General features: G+C 60.8%; 23 protein-coding genes and 2 pseudogenes. 9 read left to right on the forward strand and 16 right to left on the reverse strand.

All coding sequences use genetic code 11. The features are described 5' to 3' along the window. Window positions 1-69 precede the first annotated feature (69 nt). From ABIE35_RS14740 to ABIE35_RS14750, 3 genes are read right to left on the reverse strand one after another with little or no spacing between them, the layout of a single operon-like run. Window positions 70-1392 carry an MFS transporter gene (locus ABIE35_RS14740; RefSeq protein WP_354516019.1) on the reverse strand — a complete coding sequence of 441 codons (1323 nt, stop codon included), beginning with the start codon at window positions 1390-1392 and terminating at the stop codon, window positions 70-72. Then, on the reverse strand, window positions 1389-2981 hold the full coding sequence (locus ABIE35_RS14745) for an acetate--CoA ligase (protein ID WP_354516021.1): 1593 nt from the start codon (window positions 2979-2981) through the stop codon (window positions 1389-1391). The genes ABIE35_RS14740 and ABIE35_RS14745 overlap by 4 nt, the downstream gene beginning before the upstream one ends. 17 nt (window positions 2982-2998) lie before the next feature. Next, entirely contained in the window at window positions 2999-3763 is a 765-nt protein-coding gene (locus tag ABIE35_RS14750; RefSeq protein ID WP_354516023.1) for an enoyl-CoA hydratase/isomerase family protein, read from the reverse strand. Between the two features lie 116 nt (window positions 3764-3879). Between ABIE35_RS14750 and ABIE35_RS14755 the strand changes: the two genes are divergently transcribed. The 3 genes from ABIE35_RS14755 to ABIE35_RS14765 all read left to right on the forward strand — a co-directional run bounded on the left by ABIE35_RS14755 (window position 3880) and on the right by ABIE35_RS14765 (window position 6138). Further along, window positions 3880-4773: a LysR family transcriptional regulator gene (locus ABIE35_RS14755; RefSeq protein ID WP_354516024.1), complete on the forward strand. Its 894-nt coding sequence runs from the start codon at window positions 3880-3882 to the stop codon at window positions 4771-4773. Window positions 4774-4867: 94 nt separating this feature from the next. Next, on the forward strand, window positions 4868-5251 hold the full coding sequence (locus ABIE35_RS14760; RefSeq protein ID WP_354516026.1) for a DUF1304 family protein: 384 nt from the start codon (window positions 4868-4870) through the stop codon (window positions 5249-5251). 194 nt (window positions 5252-5445) lie between these two features. Further along, the gene (locus ABIE35_RS14765) at window positions 5446-6138 is read left to right on the forward strand and encodes an HAD family hydrolase (RefSeq protein WP_354516028.1); all 693 of its coding nucleotides are present in this window, start codon (window positions 5446-5448) and stop codon (window positions 6136-6138) included. A gap of 728 nt (window positions 6139-6866) precedes the next feature. Here the strand turns inward: ABIE35_RS14765 and ABIE35_RS14770 are convergent. The 4 genes from ABIE35_RS14770 to ABIE35_RS14785 form a co-directional block, all read right to left on the reverse strand. Continuing rightward, a complete protein-coding gene (locus ABIE35_RS14770) occupies window positions 6867-7283 on the reverse strand; it encodes a hypothetical protein (protein WP_354516030.1) in 417 nt (138 codons plus the stop codon). Window positions 7284-7378: 95 nt separating this feature from the next. After that, window positions 7379-7960 (reverse strand): hypothetical protein, encoded by a 582-nt coding sequence (locus tag ABIE35_RS14775; protein ID WP_354516032.1) that lies wholly within the window; start codon window positions 7958-7960, stop codon window positions 7379-7381. A gap of 169 nt (window positions 7961-8129) precedes the next feature. Next, window positions 8130-8480, reverse strand: a complete 351-nt coding sequence (locus ABIE35_RS14780; protein ID WP_354516033.1) for a hypothetical protein — start codon at window positions 8478-8480, stop codon at window positions 8130-8132. A gap of 49 nt (window positions 8481-8529) precedes the next feature. Next, window positions 8530-9315, reverse strand: coding sequence for an SDR family oxidoreductase (locus ABIE35_RS14785; protein ID WP_354516035.1), 786 nt, complete (start codon window positions 9313-9315; stop codon window positions 8530-8532). A 107-nt stretch (window positions 9316-9422) separates the two neighbouring features. On the opposite strand from ABIE35_RS14785, the gene ABIE35_RS14790 reads away from it, so the two are divergent. Then, window positions 9423-9914 (forward strand): winged helix-turn-helix transcriptional regulator, encoded by a 492-nt coding sequence (locus ABIE35_RS14790; RefSeq protein ID WP_354516037.1) that lies wholly within the window; start codon window positions 9423-9425, stop codon window positions 9912-9914. A 136-nt stretch (window positions 9915-10050) separates the two neighbouring features. Here ABIE35_RS14790 and ABIE35_RS14795 read toward each other — a convergent pair. The 7 genes and pseudogenes from ABIE35_RS14795 to ABIE35_RS14825 form a co-directional block, all read right to left on the reverse strand. After that, window positions 10051-10200, reverse strand: a pseudogene (locus ABIE35_RS14795) (gfo/Idh/MocA family oxidoreductase); the annotation flags it as partial. Between the two features lie 70 nt (window positions 10201-10270). After that, window positions 10271-11020: a ThuA domain-containing protein gene (locus ABIE35_RS14800; protein ID WP_354516038.1), complete on the reverse strand. Its 750-nt coding sequence runs from the start codon at window positions 11018-11020 to the stop codon at window positions 10271-10273. A gap of 1 nt (window position 11021) precedes the next feature. Beyond that, window positions 11022-12125, reverse strand: a complete 1104-nt coding sequence (locus tag ABIE35_RS14805) for a Gfo/Idh/MocA family protein (RefSeq protein WP_354516040.1) — start codon at window positions 12123-12125, stop codon at window positions 11022-11024. Between the two features lie 64 nt (window positions 12126-12189). After that, window positions 12190-13089: a carbohydrate ABC transporter permease gene (locus tag ABIE35_RS14810; protein WP_354516042.1), complete on the reverse strand. Its 900-nt coding sequence runs from the start codon at window positions 13087-13089 to the stop codon at window positions 12190-12192. Then, window positions 13086-14015, reverse strand: coding sequence for a carbohydrate ABC transporter permease (locus ABIE35_RS14815; RefSeq protein WP_354516043.1), 930 nt, complete (start codon window positions 14013-14015; stop codon window positions 13086-13088). Before ABIE35_RS14815 ends, ABIE35_RS14810 begins: the two co-directional genes overlap by 4 nt. A 1-nt stretch (window position 14016) precedes the next feature. Continuing rightward, window positions 14017-15324: an ABC transporter substrate-binding protein gene (locus ABIE35_RS14820; RefSeq protein ID WP_354516045.1), complete on the reverse strand. Its 1308-nt coding sequence runs from the start codon at window positions 15322-15324 to the stop codon at window positions 14017-14019. A gap of 200 nt (window positions 15325-15524) precedes the next feature. Then, window positions 15525-16520 carry a LacI family DNA-binding transcriptional regulator gene (locus tag ABIE35_RS14825; protein WP_354516047.1) on the reverse strand — a complete coding sequence of 332 codons (996 nt, stop codon included), beginning with the start codon at window positions 16518-16520 and terminating at the stop codon, window positions 15525-15527. A gap of 430 nt (window positions 16521-16950) precedes the next feature. On the opposite strand from ABIE35_RS14825, the gene ABIE35_RS14830 reads away from it, so the two are divergent. Both ABIE35_RS14830 and ABIE35_RS14835 read left to right on the forward strand, forming a co-directional pair. Further along, window positions 16951-18291 (forward strand): hypothetical protein, encoded by a 1341-nt coding sequence (locus ABIE35_RS14830; RefSeq protein ID WP_354516049.1) that lies wholly within the window; start codon window positions 16951-16953, stop codon window positions 18289-18291. Between the two features lie 26 nt (window positions 18292-18317). Further along, window positions 18318-18545 (forward strand): hypothetical protein, encoded by a 228-nt coding sequence (locus ABIE35_RS14835; protein ID WP_354516050.1) that lies wholly within the window; start codon window positions 18318-18320, stop codon window positions 18543-18545. Between the two features lie 69 nt (window positions 18546-18614). Here ABIE35_RS14835 and ABIE35_RS14840 read toward each other — a convergent pair whose 3' ends face one another. Together ABIE35_RS14840 and ABIE35_RS14845 are read right to left on the reverse strand one after the other, a co-directional pair. Then, window positions 18615-20132, reverse strand: a complete 1518-nt coding sequence (locus tag ABIE35_RS14840; protein ID WP_354516052.1) for a hypothetical protein — start codon at window positions 20130-20132, stop codon at window positions 18615-18617. After that, window positions 20129-21196, reverse strand: coding sequence for a protein kinase domain-containing protein (locus ABIE35_RS14845; protein WP_354516054.1), 1068 nt, complete (start codon window positions 21194-21196; stop codon window positions 20129-20131). The genes ABIE35_RS14840 and ABIE35_RS14845 overlap by 4 nt, the downstream gene beginning before the upstream one ends. A gap of 360 nt (window positions 21197-21556) precedes the next feature. On the opposite strand from ABIE35_RS14845, the gene ABIE35_RS14850 reads away from it, so the two are divergent. From ABIE35_RS14850 to gcl, 3 genes and pseudogenes are all read left to right on the forward strand, one after another. After that, window positions 21557-22360: a hydroxypyruvate isomerase family protein gene (locus ABIE35_RS14850; RefSeq protein ID WP_354516055.1), complete on the forward strand. Its 804-nt coding sequence runs from the start codon at window positions 21557-21559 to the stop codon at window positions 22358-22360. A gap of 64 nt (window positions 22361-22424) precedes the next feature. Next, window positions 22425-23321: pseudogene (locus tag ABIE35_RS14855) on the forward strand (2-hydroxy-3-oxopropionate reductase); the annotation flags it as partial. A gap of 119 nt (window positions 23322-23440) precedes the next feature. Beyond that, the gene (gcl, locus tag ABIE35_RS14860; protein ID WP_354516057.1) at window positions 23441-25216 is read left to right on the forward strand and encodes a glyoxylate carboligase; all 1776 of its coding nucleotides are present in this window, start codon (window positions 23441-23443) and stop codon (window positions 25214-25216) included. Window positions 25217-25220: the final 4 nt, after the last annotated feature.

Here is a 25220-nt window from a genome sequence, read left to right on the forward strand (position 1 = left end):
CGGGCATAAAAGAGGTTGGGCTGGGCGCTGACGAGCGCCCAGCCCAACCCAGTTTCAAGCTGAACGCCTCTACAGAACCGTGGTCCGCGACAGCGACAGGTCCTTTGTCTCGCGGAAGAACAGGACCACAACTACTGCGGACACCAGAGCCATGCCCATCAGGTAGAAGGCCGGAGCCAGCGGGGTTCCGAAGCCAGCTACTAAGCCGGTAGCAACGAAGGGAGCCGTTCCACCGAACAGTACGTAGGCCAGGGTGTACCCGATCGCTGAGCCGGAGGCCCGGACCGAGGAGGGGAACATCTCCACCAGTGCCGGCACGTTGGACGTACCGATCACGGCTACCAACGCACCCAGGACGCTCGTACCAAGGATCGCGAAGCCGAGACCCAGCGGCATGATGGAGAACGCTGGAATGGTCATCACCACGAAGCCAACACAAGCCACCAGCAACATCTTCTTGCGTCCATACCGATCACTGCCTCGTGCAGCCAGAGGACAAACAGCCGTGTACACCAGCATCGTGATCACGCTCGTGATCATGGATTCGGCCGAGGAGTAGCCAAGGCTCGAGGTCATGTACGCGATCATGTAGCTGCTCATCAGGTAGTAAGCGATGGCGTTGGTGATGCTGTATCCGAAAAGCGTGAAGATCTGGCGGGAGCACATTCGGATGGCATCGCCCAGGGGTCGCTTTGCCACTTCGCCCGTCTTTTCCAAACCGCGGAACACGGGAGTGTCGTCCACCTTGGAGCGGATATACAGGCCAATCAAACCAAGAGGTGCCGCGAGTAGGAACGGAATCCGCCAACCCCAGGCCTGAAGGTCTGCAGTGCTCAACGTCGCGGTAATTGCAGCACCCAGCAGCGCACCGGCAACCGAGGCCAGCCCAACGGTGGCCGGGATAATGCTGGCGTACGTGGCGCGCTTTCCTTCCGGGGCGTACTCAACAATGAAGGCCGAGGAACCCGTGTATTCGCCGCCCGTTGTGAAGCCCTGCACCGCGCGGAACAGGAACAGCAGGATCGGAGCCCACACGCCGATCACCGAGAAAGTCGGCAGGATACCGATGCAGAATGTTGCTGCGCTCATGATCAGCACGCACAGGCCGAGCATCTTGTTCCGGCCGATCCGGTCACCGTAGCGTCCAAAGAAGGCTGCCCCGAGCGGCCTGGCGATGAAGCCGCCGGCGAAGATCGCCCACACGGCCAGAAGTGACGCCGTCGTGGAGTAATCAGGGAAGAAGAGCTTCGCGATCGTGACGGACATGACCGCATATGCCGCGGAGTCGAACCATTCGACGAAATTTCCGACGGCGGCTGCCGCGGCGACGCGCTTGAGGCTGCGCCGGGGGGAAGACTCGGTGTCAGCAACTTTCTGGGTCATCGTATTCATGATTGTTGTCCTTCGGGGCGGGGAGAGGCTACAACGTGTGGGAGTTCGCGGAGCTGGGCCCGCTGGACTTTTCCGGTGGCCGACTTCGGCAGCGCGGTGACGTATTCGATGAATCGTGGGTAGGCGAAGCGGGAGAAGTTCTCTTTCACGTGCGCCACGATGGTTTCGCTCAGGTCCGCTCCCCCAGCGTGACCGGGCATGAGTTCGATCCAGGCTTTGATGGACTGGCCACGAAGCTCGTCGGGCACGCCGGTGACGGACACGTCTCTGACGGGATCGAGTTCGCGAATGACGGCCTCCAGCTCATAGGGTCCAACGCGGTAGCCGGAGGTTTTTATGACGTCGTCGGTCCTCCCCAGGAACCAGAAGTAGCCGTCATCGTCCGCGTAGGCCTGGTCCTTGGTGTGGTACCAATCGCCTCCGAACGCGGTGGCGGACGCCTCCGGAATGTTCCAGTATCCCAAGGGAAATTGGGGGTTGGATCGCGCGCGGAGGCAAACCTCGCCGGTCTCGCCCGCGGCCACTTCCTGCTCATTTTCGTCCAGCAACCGGACGTCCCATCCAGGAAGTGGACGCCCCATGGACCCTGGCTTCACTGGCACGTCCGGGTAGTTGCCCAGCAGCGGGTAGGACTCGGTGGAACCGTAGTAATCGAGCAGGGTCACCCCGTACTGCGACTCGAACCAGGTGATCAGGTCCGGCGTCAGCGGCTCGTTGGACGAACAAACCGTCCGCAGGGACAGCGGGAAGCGAGCACCGGCGTCGGGCACGTCTTCGCGCATCTTGCGCAGGAACGTCGGATTGACCAGCGCGCTGGTGACGCGGTGGCGGCTCATGCTCTCCAGCAGGGCTGCGGGGTCGAAGCCGCCACTGGGCCGGAAAACCAAGTGCGTGGCACCGAGCCTGAGCGGGCCCATGAGCTTGGCCAGCGACCATGCCCAGTCTCCCGCGCCGTAGAACACGTCGCCGTCGCCAATCTGGTGGCAGTACTCGAACTCATTGTGGCCAAGCAGGGTCCGGTGTGCGTGAACGATTCCTTTCGCGCGGCCGGTGGTGCCCGAGGTGTAGAAGATCAGGGCGGGGTCGTCAGCCTTGGTTTCGACGTCCTGGAATTCTGTGGGCGCCTCCTTGATGGCCGGGCTGTCGATGTCGATGAACGTGCCCTCGTAGTCCTCGAACAGGTGCTTCGCTGAGTCCTCGGCGATGATCACCGACGCGCCACTGTCTTCCAGCCGGAAGCGGATCGGCTCAGCCGCCCAGAGCAGGGACATCGTGACCAGGATGGCGCCGGTGCGGAGCACACCGAGGTACGCGGCCGGGGTGTCTGCGCGTTGCGGGAGCAAGACGGCGACCCGGTCACCTTTCTTGATGCCGGCCTGTCGGAGCGTGGCGGCAATCTGCCGCGAGCGGTCCTGAATCTCGCCCCAGCTCACCTCACGTTGACCTTCGACGGCGGACTCCAGGATGAGTGCGCGCTTGTCCCTTGGGTGCCGGTCGGCGACGTCGACGGCCATGTTGTAGAGTTCCGGCACCTCCCAATGGTGGCTGTTCCGTAGTTCGGTGTAGCGGTCCTGGGTTGCTGTTTTCATGGTGTTTTCCCGTCCGATCAGCGGCGGCCGGCGAGGAAGCGGGCCATTTCGCGCTGGGGCTCGCCGGTGCCGTAGGCCTCGCGGTGCACGCGCTTGGCTTCTGCCATGGCATCGGTGAGGTCGTCGTCTTCGAGGCTGCGCAGTCGGTTTTTGGTCAGGCGGACTGCGCCCGGAGGAAGGAGGCTCAAGCGCGAGGCGAGTTCCAGGGCGTAGGCCAGCGTGCCGCCGTCGTCCGCCAAGTAGTTAAGGAGGCCGAGACGCTGGGCCTCCGCAGCGTCCACCAGTTCGCCGGTGAGGACGAACTGGGAGGTCTTGGACTTGCCGAGGATGCTCCACATGGCCCAGATGCCGGTGATGCTGGGGATGCCGGAGAGGACTTCGGGTTGGCCCATGCGGACTTTGGAGTCACCGACGCGGAGGTCGGCGAGGAGCGAGTACTGGAAACCGGAGCCGGCGGCGACGCCGTTGACCGCAGCGATGGTGATCTGGTCGAGGTTGCGGACGGCGCGGTAGAGGCGATCGAAACCGTCGATCCAGGCCTCGGCGGATACGTGATCCTCGGGGTTCATGGATGCGGTCTCAGCCAGGTCCTGCCCGGCGCAGAACGCGCGGCCGCTGCCGGCGAGGATGACGGTGCGGACTTCATCGTTGCCTTTGAGGCCTTCGAGGTAGTCGATGAGTTCGCTGCGCATGGCCTCGGTCCAGGCGTTGAGCTTCTCCGGGCGGTTCAGGGTGATGGTGGCGATGGGGCCGTTTTGTTCGAAGAGGACATCCTGGGACATTGGGGGTTTCCTTCGGTTCGTTGGGGCTTTCTTGATTCCCATCTGACCATCGGAGAATGTGACCCGTCTAACATCAATATCTACTCACCTTGATACCAAACTGATATGGTGCCGCGATGGACCTCCACCATCTCAAGTACTTCGTGGTGCTCTCCGAGGAGCTGCATTTCGGGCGTGCTGCACAGCGTTTACACATGGCCCAGCCCCCGCTTTCCCAGCGGATCAAGGACCTGGAGAAAGAGCTCGGAGTGCAGTTGTTTCACCGTCGACGGACCGGTGTGGAGCTCTCCGAAGCAGGGGCGTTGCTGCTGGAGCACGCGCGTGGGGTACTGGATCACGTGGCCATGGCGCAGGAATCGATGCGTCGGATCCGGCCTGGCGCTTCGGGAATCCTGCAGGTGGCCGTGCCGCCTGATACGAACCCGATTGCCTTGTCCACGATGGTTTCTTCTTTTGCTGCGTCTGCGCCTGACGTTCTGCTGAACCTGCACGAGCTCACCACCGTTGAGCAGGTTGAGCGACTGCGCGACGGCGAACTGGACGTCGCGGTGGTGCGCCACCCGTTGAGCAGCGTGGGTTTCGAGTCGGGGCGGGTGTTTTCACGTGCGTTGGGGGTGGTGCTGAATGCTTCGCATCCGCTCGCGTCGGCTTCTTCCGTGCGCTTAGGCGAATTAGCCGGGAGCCCACTGATCATCTTCCCGCGGCACATGGCACCGACCTTGTATGACTCGTTCCTGCACACGTGCCGGGATGCCGGGTATCTTCCTGCGGCTATCGTTCATGCGCGGAATCAGCACTTCACGCACGGGCTGATCCTGGCCGGCCGCGGGGTGCACTTCAATGAGGAGCCGTGGACGCCTCTTCCTTCGGGGATAGTGTGGCGTCCTTTGGTTGGTGATCCGTTGGCATGGCGGACCTCGGCGCTGTGGCTGAAGAGTCGACGGTCAGCGGAGACGGACGCGTTTGTTGCGGCTGTTGGCGCGGGGCTGGAGGCGGGTGGGCATGGTTGATTGAGATCGTCTGCAGAACCCCTTGAAGGTCTTGGCGCCTGAAGCGTAACCTGCACGCAAAGAGGCGGCGATTGCAGGACTATAGGAGCGCGGCATGAATTTGCTGAGCCAGATACTCGCCGGATCCACCGGTCTGGCGCTGATCAGCGTTGGCATACTGGAGATCTTCTTCCATGGCGATCAACGGTTTTACCGAATCTTCCTCATTAGGCCGGAAGACGTGCGCGCAGTGCGGATGTGGGCGATGAATGTTGGCGCCTACAACATCACATTTGGCCTGGGCATCGCTGTGGGCCTGTGGCTGGTGAACTTCTCAAGCAGTCCCGCCAGCGGGTCGGCGATAATCATCTTCTGCTGCGCGTGCCACGTCTTCCTTGGTTTCTGGCTCTGGGTCACGGAGAAGCGCCTTCTGGTCAGCGCCATCGGCCAGGCGCTCTTTCCCGCGTTGGTGATTGTTTTCTACGTTCTTCTTCACTAGTGGGGCAGCAGTGAATGACCGACAGGACTTCGATTGAGTTGCTCGACTACGCCGCGGCGATCTGGTCGGCAACACCGTATCCGGCTGCCACCGCCGCTCCGGCTGGACGTGATGACTGGAGCCCATGGTGCCGACCATCCCGCGGCAGAACAGGTCCGTCGGCAATATGAGGAACAGCAGGCTACGCTTGGCGGGTGCAAATTCGAGCCGTCCTGTTCGATCTAGACAACACTCTGTTCGATCATCCGTCATCCGCCCGTGCCGGCGTGGATGCTTTTCTTCAACATCTTGGAACGAAGGGTTCCAACGAACTGACACGTAGCTGGTTTCAAATCGAGGAAGTCAATTACAACCGGTTCCTCGCGAAGGAACTCACATTCCAGGAACAGCGCCGTGAGCGACTCCGCCAGTTCCTCCCGTTAGCCGGGCTCTCAGTTCCCCAAACGAGCGCCCGAATCGATGAGCTATTCACCAAATACCTCGAGAACTACGAGGACGCCTGGATGGCCTTTCCAGACGCGGCGCCGGCATTGAAGAACCTCCGGGCCATCGGCATGCCGGTGGGCGTCATCACCAACGGGAACCACGACCAGCAGACGTCCAAAGTCAACAGAATCGGGCTCGAACCCCTCCTCGACCGGGTATTCAGCTCCGAACATATAAACCACGCCAAACCGGCACAAGAGGCGTTCTTACAGCCCTGCAGGAGCATGAATGTGTCGCCGGCGGCGACCCTTTATATCGGAGACAACTACCGAGTCGATGTCGAAGGAGCCCGGAACGCGGGGCTACAAGCCTTACATCTCAACCGCGAAGGCTCGATGCGGGAGGGAACCATCCAAAGCCTTGCGGAATTGCCTCTTCGCCTCGTCGAAGGATCCCTTTAGGTTCGTCGGTTGTACGCGAAAAACCCCACGGAGCACTATTTTGGACTCTCCTTTGCCGACCGAATGTCTCCCCTCGGAACGCGCCCGTTAACCGATCCCTACCGGGTACTCGGCCGAGCATGCGAAATGCTCAAGCGTCGCTCGCTTCGACGAGTAACGGGACATCCCGGGCTGCGCTGGGACGAGGATTCTAGGAGTCGAGTCCAGGCACCGATGCCTTCAAAAGTGTGATCACTTCAGGATCGATTTGGGGCTCCCGGACGAGGCTCACAATCGGTTCGTACCACCGCAATACACAATTGGAATTAAGCCTCCCGAATGCAATCAGGTCTTCGTCCGAAAGGTGATCCCCGTCGATGAGCCGGCGAAGGGAAGCAAGTGACTCTGACGCAAGAATGATCAATTCTGCGTCAACCGGAGAGATCGGTTCGCCGCTAGTCCACGATCGGAGAGGCTCGCCTGGCCTGTAGTTGGAAGATTCCCGGGGCACTTCTGGTGTGCTACTCATTGTGTGCAGCCTACCGGCAGTCGTGCAGGGCAGAACTGAGCTGGAGGCCTATACGCTATCCGCAGCCAGGGACCAAGCGTGAGCACCGCCCGCAAGCCGGTCCCCACCGCTCGCTATGAGAGATCTAGCTGCACGCCCTAACAAGCCCGCCGTTCCAGCTACTGGCAATTCCCGTCAGACCCGCCCGCAAGACTGCGCGGTGTAGGCGCCCTATACCGCTTCACGGTTTTCGCTCCTCTTCCCTGGAATCACGACCCTTTGATTCGCTGTCCACTTCGTACGGGACGACGACGACTTGAACGTCGTCTTCATAAATGACGGTGCCGGGATCGGTTGAGTAGAAGACGCGGCAGGGGACGTCATGCCGGCGTAGAAGATCGATGTAGAAATCCGTTTTCTCCAACAAGTGAGTGGCCGACACTTTGAACCAAGCCTGTGCGCCCGGGGCTGCGTAGATCGACGCCTCAGGCGTTACGTAAGCCGCGTCGTAAAATTCGTTGGTACTGCGCCAACGGCCCCAATCTTCGGTGCTGAGGCTGCCCTCCTTCGCCAATCGGTTCGCCAGGGCGAAGATCCCAAGGTGTCGCCCTTTCGCATCAGGTGTACTCGATTGGTAGCGCACAAAGCGTTGTTCCATAACGCCTAGCCAACCAGCTGGGTTATCGGATCACAGGGTTTGACGACGCGGCGTCCGTATCAGCCCTTCGTGCTGCCGGACGGGTCGGGTCTCGACTAGCCGCCAGCCAGCCGCCCCTCCGAACGTCGTCGCAGTGACATTAAAGCGAGCGCGTACAACAGGCCGCGGGCCACGCCGAACAACCAAGGGAAAGGCAGGTCGAAGCCTATCCAGAACACTGCTTCCACAGGCAGGAGGGCTAGCCCAAGAACCAGCCCGGACTTGCGCCCCCTCCATGCCAGCCAAGCCGCCCACGACGCAACCAGCACTGCACCAAGGAACACCATAAGCAGCGCCACGAAGGTCCAGCTTTGCAGGCCGTCCCATGGACCCGCGTACATCGGGAACAGGTCCATGAACATCGGCAGGTACCCGTTCTCTAGGAGGTAGATGCCGACTGGAATAGCCGGGATCCCGAATGCTGCAGCGTAGATCCACGTCAGCACGGCCGCTCCACGCGCTTTCCGCATCGTCTTCCTCGTTTCGGCAAAGCCCGAAAATCCCGCACCCAGCGGAGCTGGATAGAACCAGTGTGGAACAGAGCGGCCACCGGCGGAAGCTTCCGAGGGTCGCAGCCCCTGCGGCCTGTTGAAGTGCAGCTGCTCTTGTACGACTCGTTCCTTCACACGTGCCGCCATGCTGAATATTTACCCGCGGCCATTGTTCACGCGAGTAACCAGCACTTCACTCACGGGATGTTCACCCCGTCCACCTAAAGGAGGGGAGTGATTCGCTTAGCCAGGCCCGCCCGAACTCGCGGCCGACCAGTTCGGACGACACGGAGCGGTTCTGCGAGGAACGGGAGGCCTAGGGTGCGATGGTCAGCTCGCGAATGGTCTCGTTCCGGTTGTCGAGCAAGAAGCGGTACTTGAGGTCGACGATTCCTCCTGGAAATGTCCCTTCAAGGCGACTGACGACGACTGTGGCATGCCCGTCACGTTCGGCCCGAAGGAACGTGGTCTTGTATTCGTACTCGGATACGACTCGATCGAGCCATCCCGCGATTTCGGAAGTTCCGCGGTACTGGTGGCCGTCGTCGACGACTAGGGCATCGGCGTCGAACGTGTCGATGGCAGTCTTTCGCTGGTTGCCTCGGGAGCGCTCCAGGTAGGTAATGACGGGCTGGGGCAGGTCTGTGAGCTGGATGTTTTGTGTCATGGTGACTTCTTTCTGGGTTTGCCGTTTTGCCTGCTTGAATGGCGGTTATCTAGATGGTGGGGACGGTGCCGCCGTCGATGACATGGTCGGCACCGACGATCGAGGAGGCTGCATCGGAGGCGAGGAAGCCGACGAGCTCGGCGATTTCGTCCGGCCGCGCGGGGCGGCCCAGCGGGATGCCGCCGAGGGAGTCCATGAGCGATTCCAGGGCAGCAGTCCGGTCCGTACCGCCCGCCGCAGCGATGCGGTCGATGAGGCCATCGGCCGCCGTCGTCTGAATGAAGCCCGGCGAAACGCTGTTAACCCGCACCCCGCGCGGCGCGATTTCGTTGGCCAACCCCTTGCTGTACGTACGGAGGGCAGCCTTAGCGGCGGCGTAACCCAAGGTGCCGTCGTAGAGCGGCATCTGACGCTGGATCGACGCGATGTGCACGATCGCACCCTTCCCGGCCTCAATCATGTGAGGAATGAGGGCCCGGTCGATGCGGACAGCGCCGAGCAGATTGAGCTGCAGTTCGTCGTCCCAGTCCCCGTCGCCAAGGGTAGCGTGGCCGCCGCCAGGAGCGCTCGAGCCTCCCGCGGCGTGCACAACAATGTCAAAGCCTCCCGCGCTCCTTGCGCGTTCGGCTATGGCTTGTGCTCCGGCGCGTGTTGAGATGTCCGCTGCGATGAAATCGTCGGCGGCCAAGGCGCCGTCGGGCCGGGTTCTGGCCACCGCGGTGACTGTCGCGCCGGCGCCTTGAAGGCGCCGCGCAATCGCCTCGCCAGCGCCCTTGGTGCCGCCGGTCACAAGGGCCCGACGGCCGGCCAGCCCTAGAGCGTGAGGGTAGGTCATGGCAACTCCTAATGTGATGTGGCGTGAGCCCGTTAATCCGCACTAACTAACTGCTAATTTAGCAGTTAGTAGGTGCTACTCTAGCAGTAACGAAAGGGGTGGCCGCAATGGGTGGAAAAATTAGGCTTGAAGACCGGGAGTGCCCGCTCTCGACAGCGCTGGGCTACGTGGGTGAGTGGTGGACGATGCTCATTCTGCATGACTGCTTCGACGGCTACAGCCGCTTCGACCAGTTCCAAGAGAACATCGGATTGTCCTCGAGCATGCTCACCAGCCGGCTGCGTGTGCTCGTGGAACAGGGGCTGCTTGAGAAGCGGCCGTACCAGTCGAATCCACCCCGGCACGAGTATGTCCTAACCGAAAAGGGGCGCTCTCTCCGGCCGGTGCTGGTCGCGATGGCCGCATGGACCAACTCTCGCCTTGAACCTTCCGAACGCGCGATGATCTTGGTCGATAGCCAAACCGGAGAGGAGGTCGAACCCGTTTTGGTGGACCGGTCCAGCGGCCGCCGCGTTGACGATCAGGCGCATGAGTTTGCGGCCGGACCAGCAGCAAGCCCGGTCATGCGTGCCCGCTATTTGGCCCGGAGCGGGCGATAGCGCGCGTTAGCCGGTCCATTCTTTGTCGGGCGAACTCCAACCGCTCTCCTACAAGTTCCCGGCGTCCCATATGTCGTACCAGGCGCGCAGTCGGTCAGTGAGATCTGCGAAAGCCCAAAGACCACCGGCTCCAAGCCCAAAGTGGCCCACACTCGGCCCAGCCATACTTGGCAGCGGCCTCGGCCACCGCCAAGGCGTCCCGGCCAACCAGCACTTTCTGTTCGAAGGCCGGGACGTCGAAGAAGCTGTCCACGTTCCTCCACGCGTCCGAGTGGCCCTTCCCCATGAAGGCGTAACCGATGGCGGCCACGCCGAACGGACGGCCAGCGGGAGGAAGGGAGAGGGTGGTCGTCGTCCTACGCTTCCTCGAACCAACCCCGCGCCGGGTTGGAGACCTCGGGCGCTTCCCGGAACACGCCAGGCTGGGCAACCCAGCCGACACCGTTGGCAATGACCTTCTGGATCTGCGGCTGGTGGTACACCGGGTATTCCTGGTCGCCGGGGCTGAAGTAGAAGATCCTGCCCTTGCCGCGGGAGAACGTCACGCCGGAGCGGAACACCTCGCCACCTTCAAACGAGCTGATGAAGATCAGGTCATCGGGCTCGGGAATGTCGAACAGTTCGCCGTACATTTCCTGCTGCGGAATCACGATCGGGCTCTCGATACCTGCCGCGATCGGGTGCGACGGCTTGACCGTCCATACGAGCTCACGTTCGCCCTCGTTGCGCCACTTCAGCGAGCAGGTGGTCCCCAGCAGCCGGGTGAAGATCTTGGCGAAGTGCCCGGAGTGCAGCACCACCAAGCCCATGCCGCCGAGCACATGCCGCTGCACGCGCTCCACTACCTCATCAGCAACCTCCCCATGCGCAATGTGCCCCCACCAGAGCAGCACGTCGGTCTGCTTCAGCACCTCTTCAGAAAGTCCATGCTCAGGATCAGCCAGCGTGGCCGTCGAGATTTCCGAGTCCGGGTAGAAGCCGCGCAGTCCGGCGGCAATGGCGCCGTGGATACCCTCGGGGTACATCTCGCCGATGGTCGCAGGCTCGTTGCGGGCCTCGTGGACGGCCTCGTTCCAGACAACAATCTTCAATTTCGAATCAGACATTTCAGAGCACCACTTCACGTTGTTCGAGGGCGGATTTGTAGCAAGCATCAAGCAGCAGGGCGCGGCTGAGGGCAAGCGAACCGTCGTGGCTTCCCCACACGGTCTCGCCACCGCGCACGGCGGCAATGAAATCGTCGACGACGGCCTGATGGGCTCGCCCGGGTTCGGCCACCACCTCGAAGTCGGCGTTTTCGCCGTCCTTCTCGGTGAAGACGTGAACGTCCGCCACCGGGTTCTCGGAGGCGCCGACCGAGCGCAAGTCCGCGCCGCCGTCGGTCCCGTAAACGGTAAAGTCCATCAGGTCCCGCTCGTCGCGATAGGTGGCCCAGCCCGCTTCCAGGATCAAGGTACCGCCGCCTTCCAGCCGGATGAACGCCGAAGCGAAGTCTTCCACTTCAAACTTATGACTGGAGTTCGAAGCTGTGTAGCGGGCGTTGCCGCCGAGGCCGCGAGGGCCGAGTTCGGAGTGGGTAGACGCCGAGACGGACAGCACTTTGGGTTCGCCCAGGAGGTGCAGCGAGTAATCCAGCACGTGCACGCCGATATCAGCCAACGGACCGCCGCCGGCGAGTTCCGGGTTGGTGAACCAGCTGCCCAGCATCGGAATTCCCTGCCTGCGGAGCCATGATGCCTTGGCGTAGTACGGGCGTCCCAGCGTGCCGGCGTCGATCACTTCCTTGAGCGCCTGGATGTCGCCGCGGCGGCGGTGGTTGAACGCGACGTCCAGCACGCGGCCAGCCTTGCGGGCGGCGTCCACCATCTGTTGACCCTCGACGGCGTTGCGCGCCAACGGCTTTTCGCTCAGCACATGCAGCCCCCGCTCAAGCGAAGCAATGGCGATCGGCGCGTGCAGGAACGTCGGCACGGCGACGCTGACGGCGTCGAGGCCTTCCAGCTCGATCATGTCTTCCCAGCGCGCGAAGGCATGAGGGATGCTGTACTCCTCCTTCAGTTGGGCAAGGAGCTCGGCTTCCATGCCCGCGACGGCCACAATTTCGACGCCGGGAATGTTGCTGTACGCCTTGAGGTGCTGCTGGCCGGCCCAACCGATGCCCACAACTCCCACCTTGAGGGTTGTGGACGGGGCCTGCTGCTGAATGCTCACGTTATTCCTGTTCTTTCTGGGGTTTCTTAGAGTCTGTGAGGGGTTTGGGGACTTCGTGACGGGCTTAGCCCTTGACCGCACCGGCCGTCATGCCGGAAACGATGCGCTTCTGGCACACGAGCACGAGGATCACGAGCGGGACGGTGATAATCACCGAGGCGGCACTGATGGTGCCGAGGGGTTGGTCGAACTCGCTGGTACCGCTGAAGAACGCAATCGCAACCGGGACCGGACGGGCTTCCGGCGAGGTGGTCAGCGTGACGGCCAGGAGGAATTCGTTCCAGACCGAGATGAACACCAGAATTGCCGTCGTCGCCAAGCCGGGGACCGCCAGCGGCAGGATCACTTTGCGGAAGGCGACAAACGGCGTGGCACCATCCATGTACGCGGATTCCTCCAGCTCACGCGGGATCTCTTTGAAGAACGACGTCAGCGTGTAGATCGCCAGCGGCAACGCGAACGTCAGCTTCGGAATGATGAGGCCCAGCAAAGTGTCGTACAGGCCGATCTCGCGCCAGATGGAAAACATCGGGGCCGCGATGGCGATGGCCGGAAACGTGGTGACCGAGAGGATCAGCGTCAGGATCATCGCCTTGCGGCGCATCTTCAGCCGGGCCAGCGCATAGGCGGCGAAAGACGCGAACACCAGCGCCACTGTTGTGGTCACGACGGCGATAATCACCGAGTTGCGCAGGGCCAGGAGGAACTCGGGGTTCTGAAAGACCACCAGATAGTTCTCGAGTGTCGGCTGGCTTGGGAAGAGCTCGCCTTGGGACAGGCTCGCGCCCTTCTTCAGGGAGGTGTTGACCAGCCAGTAGAACGGGATGAGCGAAAAAGCCATGACGGCCACCACGAACACCCACACCAAAGGGTGCAGTTTCGATTCCCCACGCAAGCGACGCTTTGGCGCCTTGGGGCGCTTGGCGAGTTCCGCCTTCGGGCGTTCTGCAGTCAGCGTGCTCATTGTTCCTCCTTCGCGACGTCGCGGATGTTGCCGCCGGCGAAGCGGACGTAGATGACCGAGACCACCATGACGGTGAGGAAGGTCAGGATGGACAGCGCCGAGCCTTCGCCCACCAGCCGGTTTTCGCGCAGTTGGGTGTAGGCGAGCATGGACATGGATTCGGTGCCGTTGGCTCCGCGGGTGAGGACGAACGGCAGGTCGAAGACGCGGAGGGCGTCCATGGTGCGGAAGATCGCGGCGAGGACGATTGCCGGGCGCAGGAGCGGCAGGGTGATGTTGACGAAGGTCTGCCATTTGCTGGCGCCGTCGAGTTCCGCGGCCTCGTACGTTTCGGCGGAGATGACCTGCAGGCCGGCCAGGATGATGAGCGCCGCGAAAGGCGTGGTCTTCCAGACGTCGGCCATGACGATAACCGCCATCGCGTAGCCGTGCTCACCGAGCCAGACGACGTCGCCGCCCGGCAGCCCTAGGGTGGAGAGGACGTTGGTGACCAGGCCCATGTTGGGCTGGAACATCGTTTGCCAGGTAATGGCGCTGACCACGGTGATGATTGCGTACGGCAGCAGAACCACGGTGCGCAAGACGGCGCGGCCTTTGAACGCGAGGTTGAGCATCAACGCCATCGCTGTTCCGAGGATGAGTTCCAGGCTGACCGAGAGGCCCGCGAAGAGGAACGTCTGGCCGAAAGCCGCCCACCACTCTTGGCTTGCCAGGGCGTTGATGTAGTTTTCCAGGCCGACAAAGCGGGACAGACCGGCGGTGCGGACGCTGTACTGGTTCAGCGAGAGCCAGATTGCGTAGCCGATCGGGACCGCCGCAACCAGCGCCATGATCACCAGCGACGGGGCGGTCATGCGGAACGCGAGCTTGCGCTCGGCGCGGTCGCGGCCGCTTGCTCGGCTTGGCGGGATTGTTTTGATGGCCATACTAGAAGCTCGCCTTGGCGGCCGTGATTTCCTCGGCCATTTTCTGCACTGCTTCCTCGGTGGAGGCTGTGCCGGAGAGGACGGCGTAGACGTTCTTATAGATCGCCTGCGAGATCTGCGGGTATACCGGGGAGATCGGGCGCGGCTTGGCACCCTTCACGGACGCGAGGAGTTCGGTGGCGAACGGCATCTTCTGCAGAACCGCCGGGTCAGAGTAGGCCGCTTCATTCACAGGTGCCTGCGAGTAGTCCATGGCCACGTGCTTCTGCCAGTCCGGGGTGGTGGCGAAGTCGATGAACGCGACAGCTCCGGCTTGGTTGGTGGAGTGGGCCGAGATCGCCAGGTTCCAGCCGCCGAGCACGCCGGAGGCCTTGCCACCTTCCCATGCCGGCAGCGGCGCGACCGCGAAGCTTGAAGCCAGCGGCGTCGCGTTCAACAGCCGGTACACGTGCGGCCAGTTGCGCTGGTATCCGAAGTCGCCGGACTCGTAAGCGAGACGGGCCGGGTCTTCGTTGTAGGTGAGGACGGCGCGGTCGGCTGAGCCGTTCTTGAGGCCGTCGCTCATGAAGTTCAGGACGTCGCGGGTTTCCTTGGAGTCGATCTTCACCTCGCCCTGATCGTTGAGGACTTCGCCGCCTGCGCTGTAGAGCATTTCGAGGAAGTTCACCGTGAGGCCCTCGTACTGCTTGCCCTGGTAGACGTAACCGTTGCCGGGAGCCTTGGCTGCTTCCGCGTAGAGCTGCTGCCAGGACTCGGGCTTGGCTACCTTGTCCTTCTGGTAGTAGATCAATCCGGCGTTGGTGAAGAACGGCGAACCCCAGTATTTGTCCTGGTACTTGGTGGTTTCCACAGTGGAGGGAATGAGCCGGTCCTTGTTGGCCTCCACCAGCTTGGTCTGGTCCAGCAGCCAGCCCTGGGAGGCGAACTCGGAGGTCCAGATGACGTCCGTAACGAAGAGGTCGCACTCAGTGGACTTGCCCTCGAGCCGCTGCACGATCTGAGTGCGGGCTTCATCCGTGGTGGCGCCGATCTCGGTGTACTTGGCCGTGACCTTGCCATTCGCCTTGGTGAACGCCTCCGCTGTGCCCTTGTAGATACCGCTCGCGTCCTTGACGCCGCAGATGTTCACGGCACCGCTGGCATTAGCGCCCGACGCCGGATCGGCAGCTGCCGCTTGCTCGGCACCTTGGGGGGCTGCTCCCCCGCCGCACGCGGTAAGAAGGAGGGCTGCGGCTATTGCGGTCGCCGCTAGTGCCCTTCGGTTTGTCGCTTTGTTCTGGAGCGGTAGAGCAGGTCGGTTCAAGTCCACAAGTGGCTCCTTTGGTGGCTGTGGGTGAGTGGCGTTCAGTGCGCGATTTGGCTGTCCCGCGTTCTGAGGGTGGCTTCTTTGCCGGTGGTTCTTGTGATCCATGGAATCGATTCCAAATATGTTCAAAAGAATCGGCCTCGCGGCCGTGGAATCGATTCCAAAGTAGTGTGACAGGGACCACTGAGGGCTGTCAACCCTCTCTATTTCGTGGAGTCTCGGATGACGAGTTCGTGCGGGAGGAAGGTTCTTCCCCTACGATGTGAGCCTTCGACGGTCATCCGCTCCAGGAGCTCAGCGAAGGCGACTCGGCCCATTTCGTAGGCGGGTTGGCGGACCGTGGTCAGCTCTGGGACGCACATTTCCGCTTGGGCCGAGTCATCGAACCCAGCTACGGCGATGTCTTGTGGAACTCGGAGTCCGGCATCCGTGAGTTCACGGACGCAGCCTGCCGCGACAACGTCGGTTCCGCAGAAGATCGCATCCGGAAGGTCCTTTGTCTCCAGGAGCTTCTTCGTGAGGCTGCGCCCGGCATGGAACCCGAAGTTGCCCTCCCCGAGCAGGATCTGGTCCTGCTCCAAGCCCACTTCCGTGAGAGCTTGGCGGAAGCCTTCCTCACGCAGCCGGCCTGAGCGGGCACCTCTGTGGGCGATCATGGCCAGCTTCTTCGCGCCCGTATCGACCAGGTGCTTGGTGATGTCGTAGGCGGCCTGACGATCGTCGATGGACACCCCGAAAGCTGACTCGGCGTCGACGATTTCACAGACCTGGATGACGCTCAGTTGTTCGGCGACAACGTTGACTTCCTCGTCCGGCATCGTCGGCGAGAAGATCACCAGACCGTCCACGGAGCCGTTGCGCAGCATGTCCACAAGTTGCTGCTCGCGGTCCAGATCTCCGTCGGTGGCCGCGATCAGGCTGACGTACCCTGAGTCGGCCGCAGCGTCGCCGACACCACGGAAGACTTCGCTGATGACCAGCGAGTCCAGGTTCTTGGCGAGTGCCAGAACGCGCATGGTCCGGTCTCTGCGGAGATCCCTAGCTGAAGCAAGCGGACGGTAGCTCAGCTCCCGAATTGCTGCGTTGACCTTCTCCTTGGCCGCCTCGCTTACGGCCGAACTCCCGTTCAAGACGCGCGACACCGTCCCTACGGACACACCAGCCGTTTTGGCAACGTCCTGCACTGTCGGCCGAGCCATTCGATTGTCCTTTCGCGAGCAGTGACGATGGTCCTTGCCGCCACGAGACTTCCGTGCCCACCGGCGGTTCTTAGCTTAGCTGGACCATCGGAGAGTGTTTTGAAGTGTGGCCGGCGGAAACTCACAAGCTCCCGACTGATCCTGCTCCGAGACTTCCGGCTCTGAAGCCCTCCATTCAACGACTACCGGGGTACAGGCCCTGTGAGCCACGCCTGCACCCCAATGCAGGCCTGCTAAATGATCCAGATCCCTGACGAGGCCGCTCCAGATGAGACGCTGAGCTGGCCTTAAGCCGAAATTGAGAAGATTGGGCAGTCCTCGGCACCGTCGAAGGCGTCTGACAACCTTTCAAGAGAATTTCTCTTCTTTCTGTGGATTTTAGCAAGCAACAAGACAGCGACGTCAACAACTACAGCGCTATGATTGTCGAGTGCATCATGATGAAGGTCAAGAAAATCATTCCGTGGAGAAGCGACCCAAACACGACCCAGGGACCTCTTTGCTCGGCTTAATGCTTCAGTCGCAGACTTGGGTGCATCGAAGAGTAGATGCTCTTCGCTTGGATGCCGAAGGTACAACTCGACGGCATGTTTCAATCGATATTACGGCTCCGAGCGGTTTCATGATTTCCGGCTCAGAAGATCGTTTCATCATCCCTATAGCCATTCTCGAAAAGGGTACTAAACGAAAGCTTGATGCCACTCATGCTGGCAAATCCATCTCGGTTCTTGGCCGTCAAGATAATGGCAGCTTAGCCGTCGAAATGCTCACAACCTCCCTGATACATCTTCTTCCATTGCAAGAAGAAGATGTGAAGGAAGCCAAAGCAGTTATTTCAAAAGTGGTATTCTCACGCCCCAAAGCAGAAGCAGAGTCTGCCCTCATTGAGTATCTAAATTGGATTGCTGTCAGAAAGGACGGCGCTAAGAGTCCAAAGATGCTGGAGGTCACCAATTCCATGGTGCAGCAGCTTGCCCACAATTTCTTGTTCCTTGTGGAACTGGATTCCGATCTGCTCGACACGCGAACTACTGTCAAATATGCTCTGAATCAAGAAGCCCCCGAGGTGCACAAGCGTGGGTTCAAACGGGTTCGCTTCGATTACCCAGTACCTGACTTCGGCTTTGCTGCCAGCCAGCACCTCGAAGTTGAGGTCCCTGAGGGCTTGGTGGTATCGCGACTGGAACTCACTGAGACAGGGCCCAGTGAGTCTGATTCAAAAAGCGATATAGACGCTAATCCAAATGGACACCGCCTAGGGCACGTTGCCCTGAGCCCGTCGCAGCGTTTCTTCACCGGTCGCGCCTTTGTCGATGTTGTCCCTACGACCCAAGGGCTCTTCTTTTTTACCAAGTTGGCCGTAGCTTGCATCGTGCTTTTGTTTATCTCGGCCCAGTTAGTCCGAGTTTTCAACGGCTATATTTTAGGCCCAAAGGCGGAGATCCCCTCTCCATCTGCTTCGATCCTCCTGATCGGACCCGCGTTACTCTTCTCGTGGATGAGTCGGACTCAGGAGCACAACCTCGTGGTCCAGATACTTTCGCCTTTACGTAGGGTACTTGGGCGATGCGCCTTGGCCCTTCTCGGGACGGCTGTCCTCGCTGCCATTCCCGTCACGCCCCTGGTTTGGTGCCTGGGTTGGGTAATCATCGGAGCCTTCACTATCAGCGCGCTTTGGGGGCTGATAAGGTTTGCTTACGGTGACAGACCCTCAATAACGTACGGAGCTGCCCCCGCAAGCCAGGACCATAGTGTCGGACCCCAGCCCTAGGCTTTGAGACACCTGAGGAGGTAACCATGAATCGTGAAACTAACAGTGAGCAGTCATCTGCCACTGCTGCAAAGTCCTCGAAGGCCGCTCGTGGAGCCGACTACGAGATCAGGTCCGGTGGAGGATCCATTGTCGGCGACCTCGAATTTGAGAGCAAAGAACAAGCCGAGGCCGTACTTCAGACTTTTTTGACGGAGCTTCTTTCTGCGAGCAACCGCCGACCCCAGCATCGCGGAGGAACCGCTACCGCGTAAGTCGAAAGCGATGGGCAGGATGCGTCTCTGACGCATCCTGCCCATCGCTTATGGGGGGCTACCCGGCTTCTAGAAAGCTCTTCGATGCCCGGAAGATGGTCGAACTGCGTCTAGGCGGCCCAGGAGAGCTTGAGTTTCAGGGACGACTGGCGCAGCCGAGAGAAGTCGCTCCCCAAGCTTCCGCGTCTCACCAGCAAGTAGCGAACCGATTCGAGACTCCTCAAGCGCCCAAAACAGGGCAGCGGCGGCCGCGTCAGCCGCCCTGGAAGCCTTGAGAAGGCCTTCCACCGCGCTGCGGTAGTCGCGCCGGCCCTTAATCTCGTTGCCTTCCCTAAATGCAACGAGTCCCTCGGTTGCTCGGAAGACAGGCAAGCTCTCGTCATCCGCGCCGGCAAGGAAGGCCAAATGAACGCGAGCCTCGTCAGTTCTGCCGAGATTAGCCAGCGCGAAAGCAGCGTTGTTGTGCAGCATCAGCTCACCAGGATGCGTTAGCAGACCCATGGAAGCCATCATGAACGCAGACTCGTAGTCTTGAGCACCCATAGACGCATAGTACGAACCGTACATTGCCGCCCGGAGATCAAAAGGTTGATCGAATTGCCATTTCCGACTCTCTTCCGTTGCTTCTTCCCATCGTCCGCCTTGCGCACAGGTGATGGCCCGCGCCTCATATCCCCTATCAATGGTCAAAGACTCTGAATTCAAGTGTGTGATCTTATTTTCAGACGCCCAGGCCGCTTGTGCAACCGCATTTTCGGTTGGTTCCACCAGCGATTGCGCAAAAAATTTTCGCGCCTTTGCGTCGCTTCCACGCTGAAGTTCGCCTGTTGCTATTTCACTAGCTAACTCACTTAGTGAATGTGCGCCGAATCTCCCGCTAATTAGCAATTCGCGAGCAATGCGAGCATTTCCCGACCTGCCAGACGCTAGGTAGGCAGTCGATAATTCAGCAGAAAGCAACCATGGGTCGTGAATTGTCCGAGGTGACTGCGTCAGTATCCAATGCGCCTGATCTGGATCATCCACATGAACATAAAAGCGCGTGGCGGACCGTAGAATAAATCGATTATCCGGAGCAATGGATAACGCAATAGATATTTCGCGCGACGCCTGATGCACATTACCCAGAATAGCGTGTGACAAAGCAATGTCTACTCTAGAGATTGCATCATGCGGCTGAAGCCTTAGCTTTTTGCGAAGCCGCGCAACATCCACCCGCGCTGCTGCAGTGATGGTATCCGCGACACCGACATCTAACTCCGAGTCTTCCAGTCCTTGGGTTTTAGCATCACGCTGAAGGCTTTGCATTAGTAGGCTTGGTACGCGGGGTGATGAGGAAATATATGACGAAAGTTCCTCAAACTCAGCATCGAAAACTTTATTGGCTAGCAAAGCAGCCCTCAAATCCGCTGCTACGTACAAGCTTGGTTCTTCCCTGTACTCCTCACGCAAACGGTCAACTTCGGGCATTGAGCTTATTCTTGGCGCCAGATTTGTCGCATGCAGTTCCCGAGTTGACAAGGTGCGTTTAAATGAGCGCCAGCGAGGTATGACTTGTCGGTCTTCATTCGGTTTGGAAGCACTCACGCTGCCGCCCTAGAGAGGAGCATAGATCGATGCGCAATAAGATCGATCTCGGTAACAACTCGTGCCAGGGAATAATCGACGCCTCCGCATCGTCTTGATGCAGGATGCCCCCGTCGCCGCGGATCGGGTTGGCAAAGAAACTCTATGATGCCTCCAAGTCTGGAATCCACATCTCCGGGCAGGCTCTGCTTCAGAATCGGAATGACAGACGCGTAGGCGTTCTCAAGAAACGGTAGTACATCCAGGTAGGAGTCACCGTAAGTATCCCAATGATGATGAGGCGCCAGTTCTGATGCCAACAACGAATTCATTGTCATCCCCGTAAACATGAATGATGCCATGCTTCCCAGTTGATAGAGGTCCGCGCCAAAGCGGCGCACCATCTCCTCCGGGAATGCATACCTGTAGAGCTGTTCCGGTGGCGCATACGCCCGGTCCCCGGGTGCAATCAGATGGTCATGAGAAGCAGGCACCCCTTTGCGGAACGCCCGACCCAAGTCAGCTAGTTTACCCACGTGCCTTCCATTCGAATCGTCCGGGAACAGCAGGAAGTTAGACGGCTTGAGGTCTTGGTGAGCAACCTCGTTGGAGTGAAGCTGCCGCAGCCCCACAGCCAGGTTTCTCAAATATTCCAGCCTTAAGACGTTCGTTAAGGTCTCAGCCTGGCTGAGCGCCACTCGAACATCATGCGATGCCAATTCGAAAATGATGTAGTTGACATCGCCAAGCATGAACTCGGGAAGCTTGAACTGTCCGTGGCTGATCGCCGTCACGACACGCGAAAGCTTTCGATGTCCACACATAACCAAGAGGTCGCGCTCCGCAACGAATGCACTCGTCGCATCCAAGACGGCATCCACTCCCTGGTTTAGTACCGAAGCCAGATCCAGGACTTTCAAGAACCCGCACCTACCCCGCTCATTCGTTACCAGGTATCCAGCACTGAAAGCACCGCCGGTGGCCCCGGAAGTTGTGCGCATACGGGTGCCCACCCGCCAGCCACCGTCCAATTCTCTACCTTCCAGGTGCAGTGCAGCATTGTAATCGTCGAATGGCGAGCTCAATACGACTCCTCGAAGTGTGAGCGGAAGTTAGAAGATCAGATTACAGGCGAGCACTGACAAAATACGGCCTCGGACGACGACTGGGGTTGGCTCTCGGTAGAAGACCTGCAAAGCCCGAGCATCGCTGGTCGGAGGCAACGGCTTTTCATCCACCGGTACTCCGACGATCTCCAGTCTCCAGCTACCCCTCGGTATCCCAAACCCCCACCTCCCCAACCAGCCCCTTGACTCACACCCCCACCTTCCCTAAACTTTTCATAAAGCAGAATCTAAATTCCACAAAGCGGAAACTAAAGCCAAGCGCCAAGGCAGCCAAGCAGCAGGAATATAGATCCAAGCCCCTCCTCGGAAGGACCTACGATGACGTACACAGTGAACTGCTCCATCCTCCTGACGGAGCTGCCCTTGCTCGAGCGCCCCGCCGCCGCGAAGGCAGCCGGTTTTGACGCCGTCGAGTTCTGGTGGCCCTTCGAGACCTCCGTCCCCACCGACGCACAAGTAAGCGAGTTTGAAACAGCCATCAAGGACGCCGGCGTTCAGCTCACGGGCCTGAACTTCAACGCCGGCAACATGCCCGGCGGCGACCGCGGCCTGGTTTCCTGGAAGGGACGTTGCTCCGAGTTCAAGGACAACATCGACGTCGTAGCCGGCATCGGTGAGCGCCTGGGCTGCAAGGCCTTCAACGCTCTCTACGGCAACCGCCAGGACGAGTTCACCCCTGAAGAGCAGGACGAACTCGCCGTCAAGAACCTCGCCGCAGCAGCAGAAGGCGTAGCCCGCATCGGCGGCACCGTCCTCCTCGAACCGGTCAGCGGCGCACCCAAGTACCCGCTCCTCACCGCCGAAGACGCACTCAAGGTCATCGCCCGCGTCAAGGCAGAATCCGGCGCACAGAACATCAAGCTCCTCGCCGACTTCTACCACCTGGCAGTCAACGGCGACGACGTCGAATCCGTCATCGAGAACCACGCCAAGGACTTCGGCCACATCCAGATCGCCGACAACCCCGGCCGCGGCGCTCCCGGAACCGGCACCCTCCCCCTCGGCGAATGGATCGCCCGCAGCCGCGAACTCGGCTACGACGGCTACATCGGCCTCGAGTACAAGGAACCGCAGGAATCGGCTTTCAGCTGGGCCATCCGCCAGCGCGCCAACGCCAACTAATTACGACGGCGGCGCCCGCCTAAGCGGCTGCCTCGCCATCCAGCACACCTGAGCTAAAAAGACTTTCAGAAAGAGAACCACAATGAGCAACGTTGCAGTCATCGGCCTCGGAATCATGGGCCTCCCCATGGCCATCAACCTTGTCAAGGCCGGCCACACGGTCACCGGTTTCAACCGCAGCCAGGACAAGATCGACAAGCTCGTCTCCGAGGGCGGCCAGGGTGCCTCGAGCATCGCGGACGCAGTCAAGGACGCCGACGTCGTCATCACCATGGTCCCGGACTCCCCCGATGTTGAAGGTGTAGTCAGCGGCAAGGACGGCGTCTTCGCCAACGCTAAGAAGGGCACCCTCTGGATCGACGCATCCAGCATCCGCCCCGATGTTGCCAAGCGCCTCTCGGATGACGCAGTAGCAGCTGGCATCCGCCCGCTCGACGCTCCCGTATCCGGTGGCGAACAGGGCGCAATCGACGCCGTCCTGTCCATCATGGTCGGCGGCGAAGCAGCAGACTTCGAGGCAGCACAGGATGTCCTCAACGCAGTGGGCAAAACCATCGTCCACGTCGGCCCGTCCGGCTCCGGCCAGACCGTCAAGGCTGCAAACCAGCTGATCGTGGCCGTCAACATCCAGGTCCTCGGCGAGGCCATCGCCTTCCTCGAGGCTTACGGCGTAGACACCGACGCAGCACTGAAGGTCCTGGGCGGCGGCTTGGCCGGCTCCAAGGTCCTCGATCAGAAGGGTCAGAAGATGCTGGACCGCAACTTCGACCCCGGCTTCCGCCTGGCCCTTCACCACAAGGACCTCGGCATCGTCACCTCCGCAGCCCGCGAAGCGAACGTCTCCGTCCCGCTCGGCGCAGTCGTCGCCCAGCTCGTCGCCGCAACCGTCAACCAGGGCGACGGCGGCCTCGACCACTCGGGCCTCTTCAAGCAGGTCCTCCAGCTCAGCGGCCGGAAGTAACCAGCCCCCACCGCAAAGAGTTTGTGTACAGATAACGCCCGGAAAACACCTTCTAAAGGGCGTTATCTGTACACAAACTCGCTTCAGCACACCCAAAAACAGACTTCAAGGAGTACACCATGGCAAAGATGCGCACCGTTGATGCGGCCGTAGCCATCCTGGAAAAGGAAGGCGCAACCGAAGCTTTCGGTCTGCCCGGCGCAGCGATCAACCCCTTCTACTCGGCAATGCGTGCCCACGGCGGCATCCGCCACACGCTGGCCCGCCACGTTGAAGGCGCCAGCCACATGGCTGACGGCTACAGCCGCGCAGCTGATGGCAACATCGGCATCTGCATCGGCACGTCGGGCCCCGCTGGCACGGACATGATCACCGGCCTGTACGCAGCATGGGCAGATTCCATCCCCATGCTCTGCATCACCGGCCAGGCACCCGTTGCCAAGCTGCACAAGGAAGACTTCCAGGCTGTGGACATCGAGTCCATCGCCAAGCCGTTGACCAAGTTCGCCATGACCATCCTGGAGCCGGGCCAGGTTCCGGGCGCCTTCCAGAAGGCTTTCCAGCTGATGCGTTCGGGTCGTCCGGGCCCGGTTCTGCTGGACCTGCCCATCGATGTTCAGATGGCCGAGATCGAGTTCGACATCGACGCCTACGAGCCCCTGCCGGTGGAGAAGCCCAAGGCTTCCCGCAAGCAGCTGGAAAAGGCCCTGGACCTGCTGACCGCAGCCAAGCACCCGCTGATCGTTGCCGGTGGCGGCATCATCAACGCCGGTGCTTCGGCCCAGCTGGTTGAGCTGGCCGAGATCCTGAACGTTCCCGTTATCCCCACGCTGATGGGTTGGGGCGCCATCCCGGATGACCACCAGCTGATGGCCGGCATGGTTGGCCTGCAGACCTCGCACCGCTACGGCAACGAGACCTTCCTGCAGAGCGACTTCGTCATCGGTATCGGCAACCGTTGGGCCAACCGCCACACCGGCGGCCTGGACACCTACACGGCCGGCCGTAAGTTCGTTCACATCGACATTGAGCCGACGCAGATCGGTCGCGTTTTCTCCCCGGACTTGGGCATCGCGTCCGACGCCGGTGCGGCGCTGGACGGTCTGTTGGAGCTGGCCCGCGAACGCCAGGCTGCCAAGACCCTGCCGGACTACTCGGGCTGGGTTGCCGAGTGCCAGGAGCGCAAGGGCTCCCTGCACCGCAAGACCAACTTCGACAACGTGCCGATCAAGCCGCAGCGCGTGTACCAGGAGATGAACAAGGCCTTCGGCCGCGACACCACCTACGTGTCCACCATCGGTCTCTCGCAGATCGCCGGCGCACAGATGCTGCACGTGTTCGGTGCCCGCAAGTGGATCAACGCCGGCCAGGCCGGCCCGCTGGGTTGGACCGGTCCCGCTGCTCTGGGCGTGGTTCGTGGAACCCCGGATGCCACTGTTGTTGCCCTGTCCGGTGACTACGATTTCCAGTTCATGATCGAGGAACTGGCCGTTGGCGCACAGTTCAACCTGCCGTACATCCACGTTGTGGTGAACAACTCCTACCTGGGCCTGATCCGTCAGAGCCAGCGCGGCTTCAACATGGAACAGAACGTTTCCCTGGCCTTCGAGAACATCAACTCCCCGGAGACCAACGGCTACGGCGTGGACCACATCAAGGTTGCAGAAGGTCTGGGCGTCAAGGCCATCCGCGTTGAGGACCCCAACGATCTGCCTGCCGCTTTCGATAAGGCCAAGGCACTGATGGGCGAGTTCAAGGTTCCCGTGGTTGTTGAAGTGATCCTGGAAAAGATCACCAACATCTCCATGGGCGTTGAGATCAGCGGCGTGAACGAGTTCGAAGAGTTGGCAGAAACTGCGGCGGACGCTCCCACCGCGATCCTGACCAAAGCGTAAGTAA

The organism is Paenarthrobacter sp. 4246 (genome assembly GCF_040546855.1).
Classification (GTDB): domain Bacteria; phylum Actinomycetota; class Actinomycetes; order Actinomycetales; family Micrococcaceae; genus Arthrobacter.

Bases quoted from the DNA above. Each gene is read 5' to 3' on its own strand.
- ABIE35_RS14740 (WP_354516019.1), bottom strand. From the start codon at position 1,392: ATGAATACGATGACCCAGAAAGTTGCTGACACCGAGTCTTCCCCCCGG.
- ABIE35_RS14760 (WP_354516026.1), top strand. From the start codon at position 4,868: ATGAATTTGCTGAGCCAGATACTCGCCGGATCCACCGGTCTGGCGCTG.
- ABIE35_RS14800 (WP_354516038.1), bottom strand. From the start codon at position 11,020: ATGTCTGATTCGAAATTGAAGATTGTTGTCTGGAACGAGGCCGTCCAC.
- ABIE35_RS14780 (WP_354516033.1), bottom strand. From the start codon at position 8,480: ATGACACAAAACATCCAGCTCACAGACCTGCCCCAGCCCGTCATTACC.
- ABIE35_RS14850 (WP_354516055.1), top strand. From the start codon at position 21,557: ATGACGTACACAGTGAACTGCTCCATCCTCCTGACGGAGCTGCCCTTG.
- ABIE35_RS14790 (WP_354516037.1), top strand. From the start codon at position 9,423: ATGGGTGGAAAAATTAGGCTTGAAGACCGGGAGTGCCCGCTCTCGACA.
- gcl (WP_354516057.1), top strand. From the start codon at position 23,441: ATGGCAAAGATGCGCACCGTTGATGCGGCCGTAGCCATCCTGGAAAAG.
- ABIE35_RS14755 (WP_354516024.1), top strand. From the start codon at position 3,880: ATGGACCTCCACCATCTCAAGTACTTCGTGGTGCTCTCCGAGGAGCTG.
- ABIE35_RS14825 (WP_354516047.1), bottom strand. From the start codon at position 16,520: ATGGCTCGGCCGACAGTGCAGGACGTTGCCAAAACGGCTGGTGTGTCC.
- ABIE35_RS14770 (WP_354516030.1), bottom strand. From the start codon at position 7,283: ATGGAACAACGCTTTGTGCGCTACCAATCGAGTACACCTGATGCGAAA.
- ABIE35_RS14810 (WP_354516042.1), bottom strand. From the start codon at position 13,089: ATGAGCACGCTGACTGCAGAACGCCCGAAGGCGGAACTCGCCAAGCGC.
- ABIE35_RS14815 (WP_354516043.1), bottom strand. From the start codon at position 14,015: ATGGCCATCAAAACAATCCCGCCAAGCCGAGCAAGCGGCCGCGACCGC.
- ABIE35_RS14835 (WP_354516050.1), top strand. From the start codon at position 18,318: ATGAATCGTGAAACTAACAGTGAGCAGTCATCTGCCACTGCTGCAAAG.
- ABIE35_RS14745 (WP_354516021.1), bottom strand. From the start codon at position 2,981: ATGAAAACAGCAACCCAGGACCGCTACACCGAACTACGGAACAGCCAC.
- ABIE35_RS14785 (WP_354516035.1), bottom strand. From the start codon at position 9,315: ATGACCTACCCTCACGCTCTAGGGCTGGCCGGCCGTCGGGCCCTTGTG.
- ABIE35_RS14750 (WP_354516023.1), bottom strand. From the start codon at position 3,763: ATGTCCCAGGATGTCCTCTTCGAACAAAACGGCCCCATCGCCACCATC.
- ABIE35_RS14775 (WP_354516032.1), bottom strand. From the start codon at position 7,960: ATGGCGGCACGTGTGAAGGAACGAGTCGTACAAGAGCAGCTGCACTTC.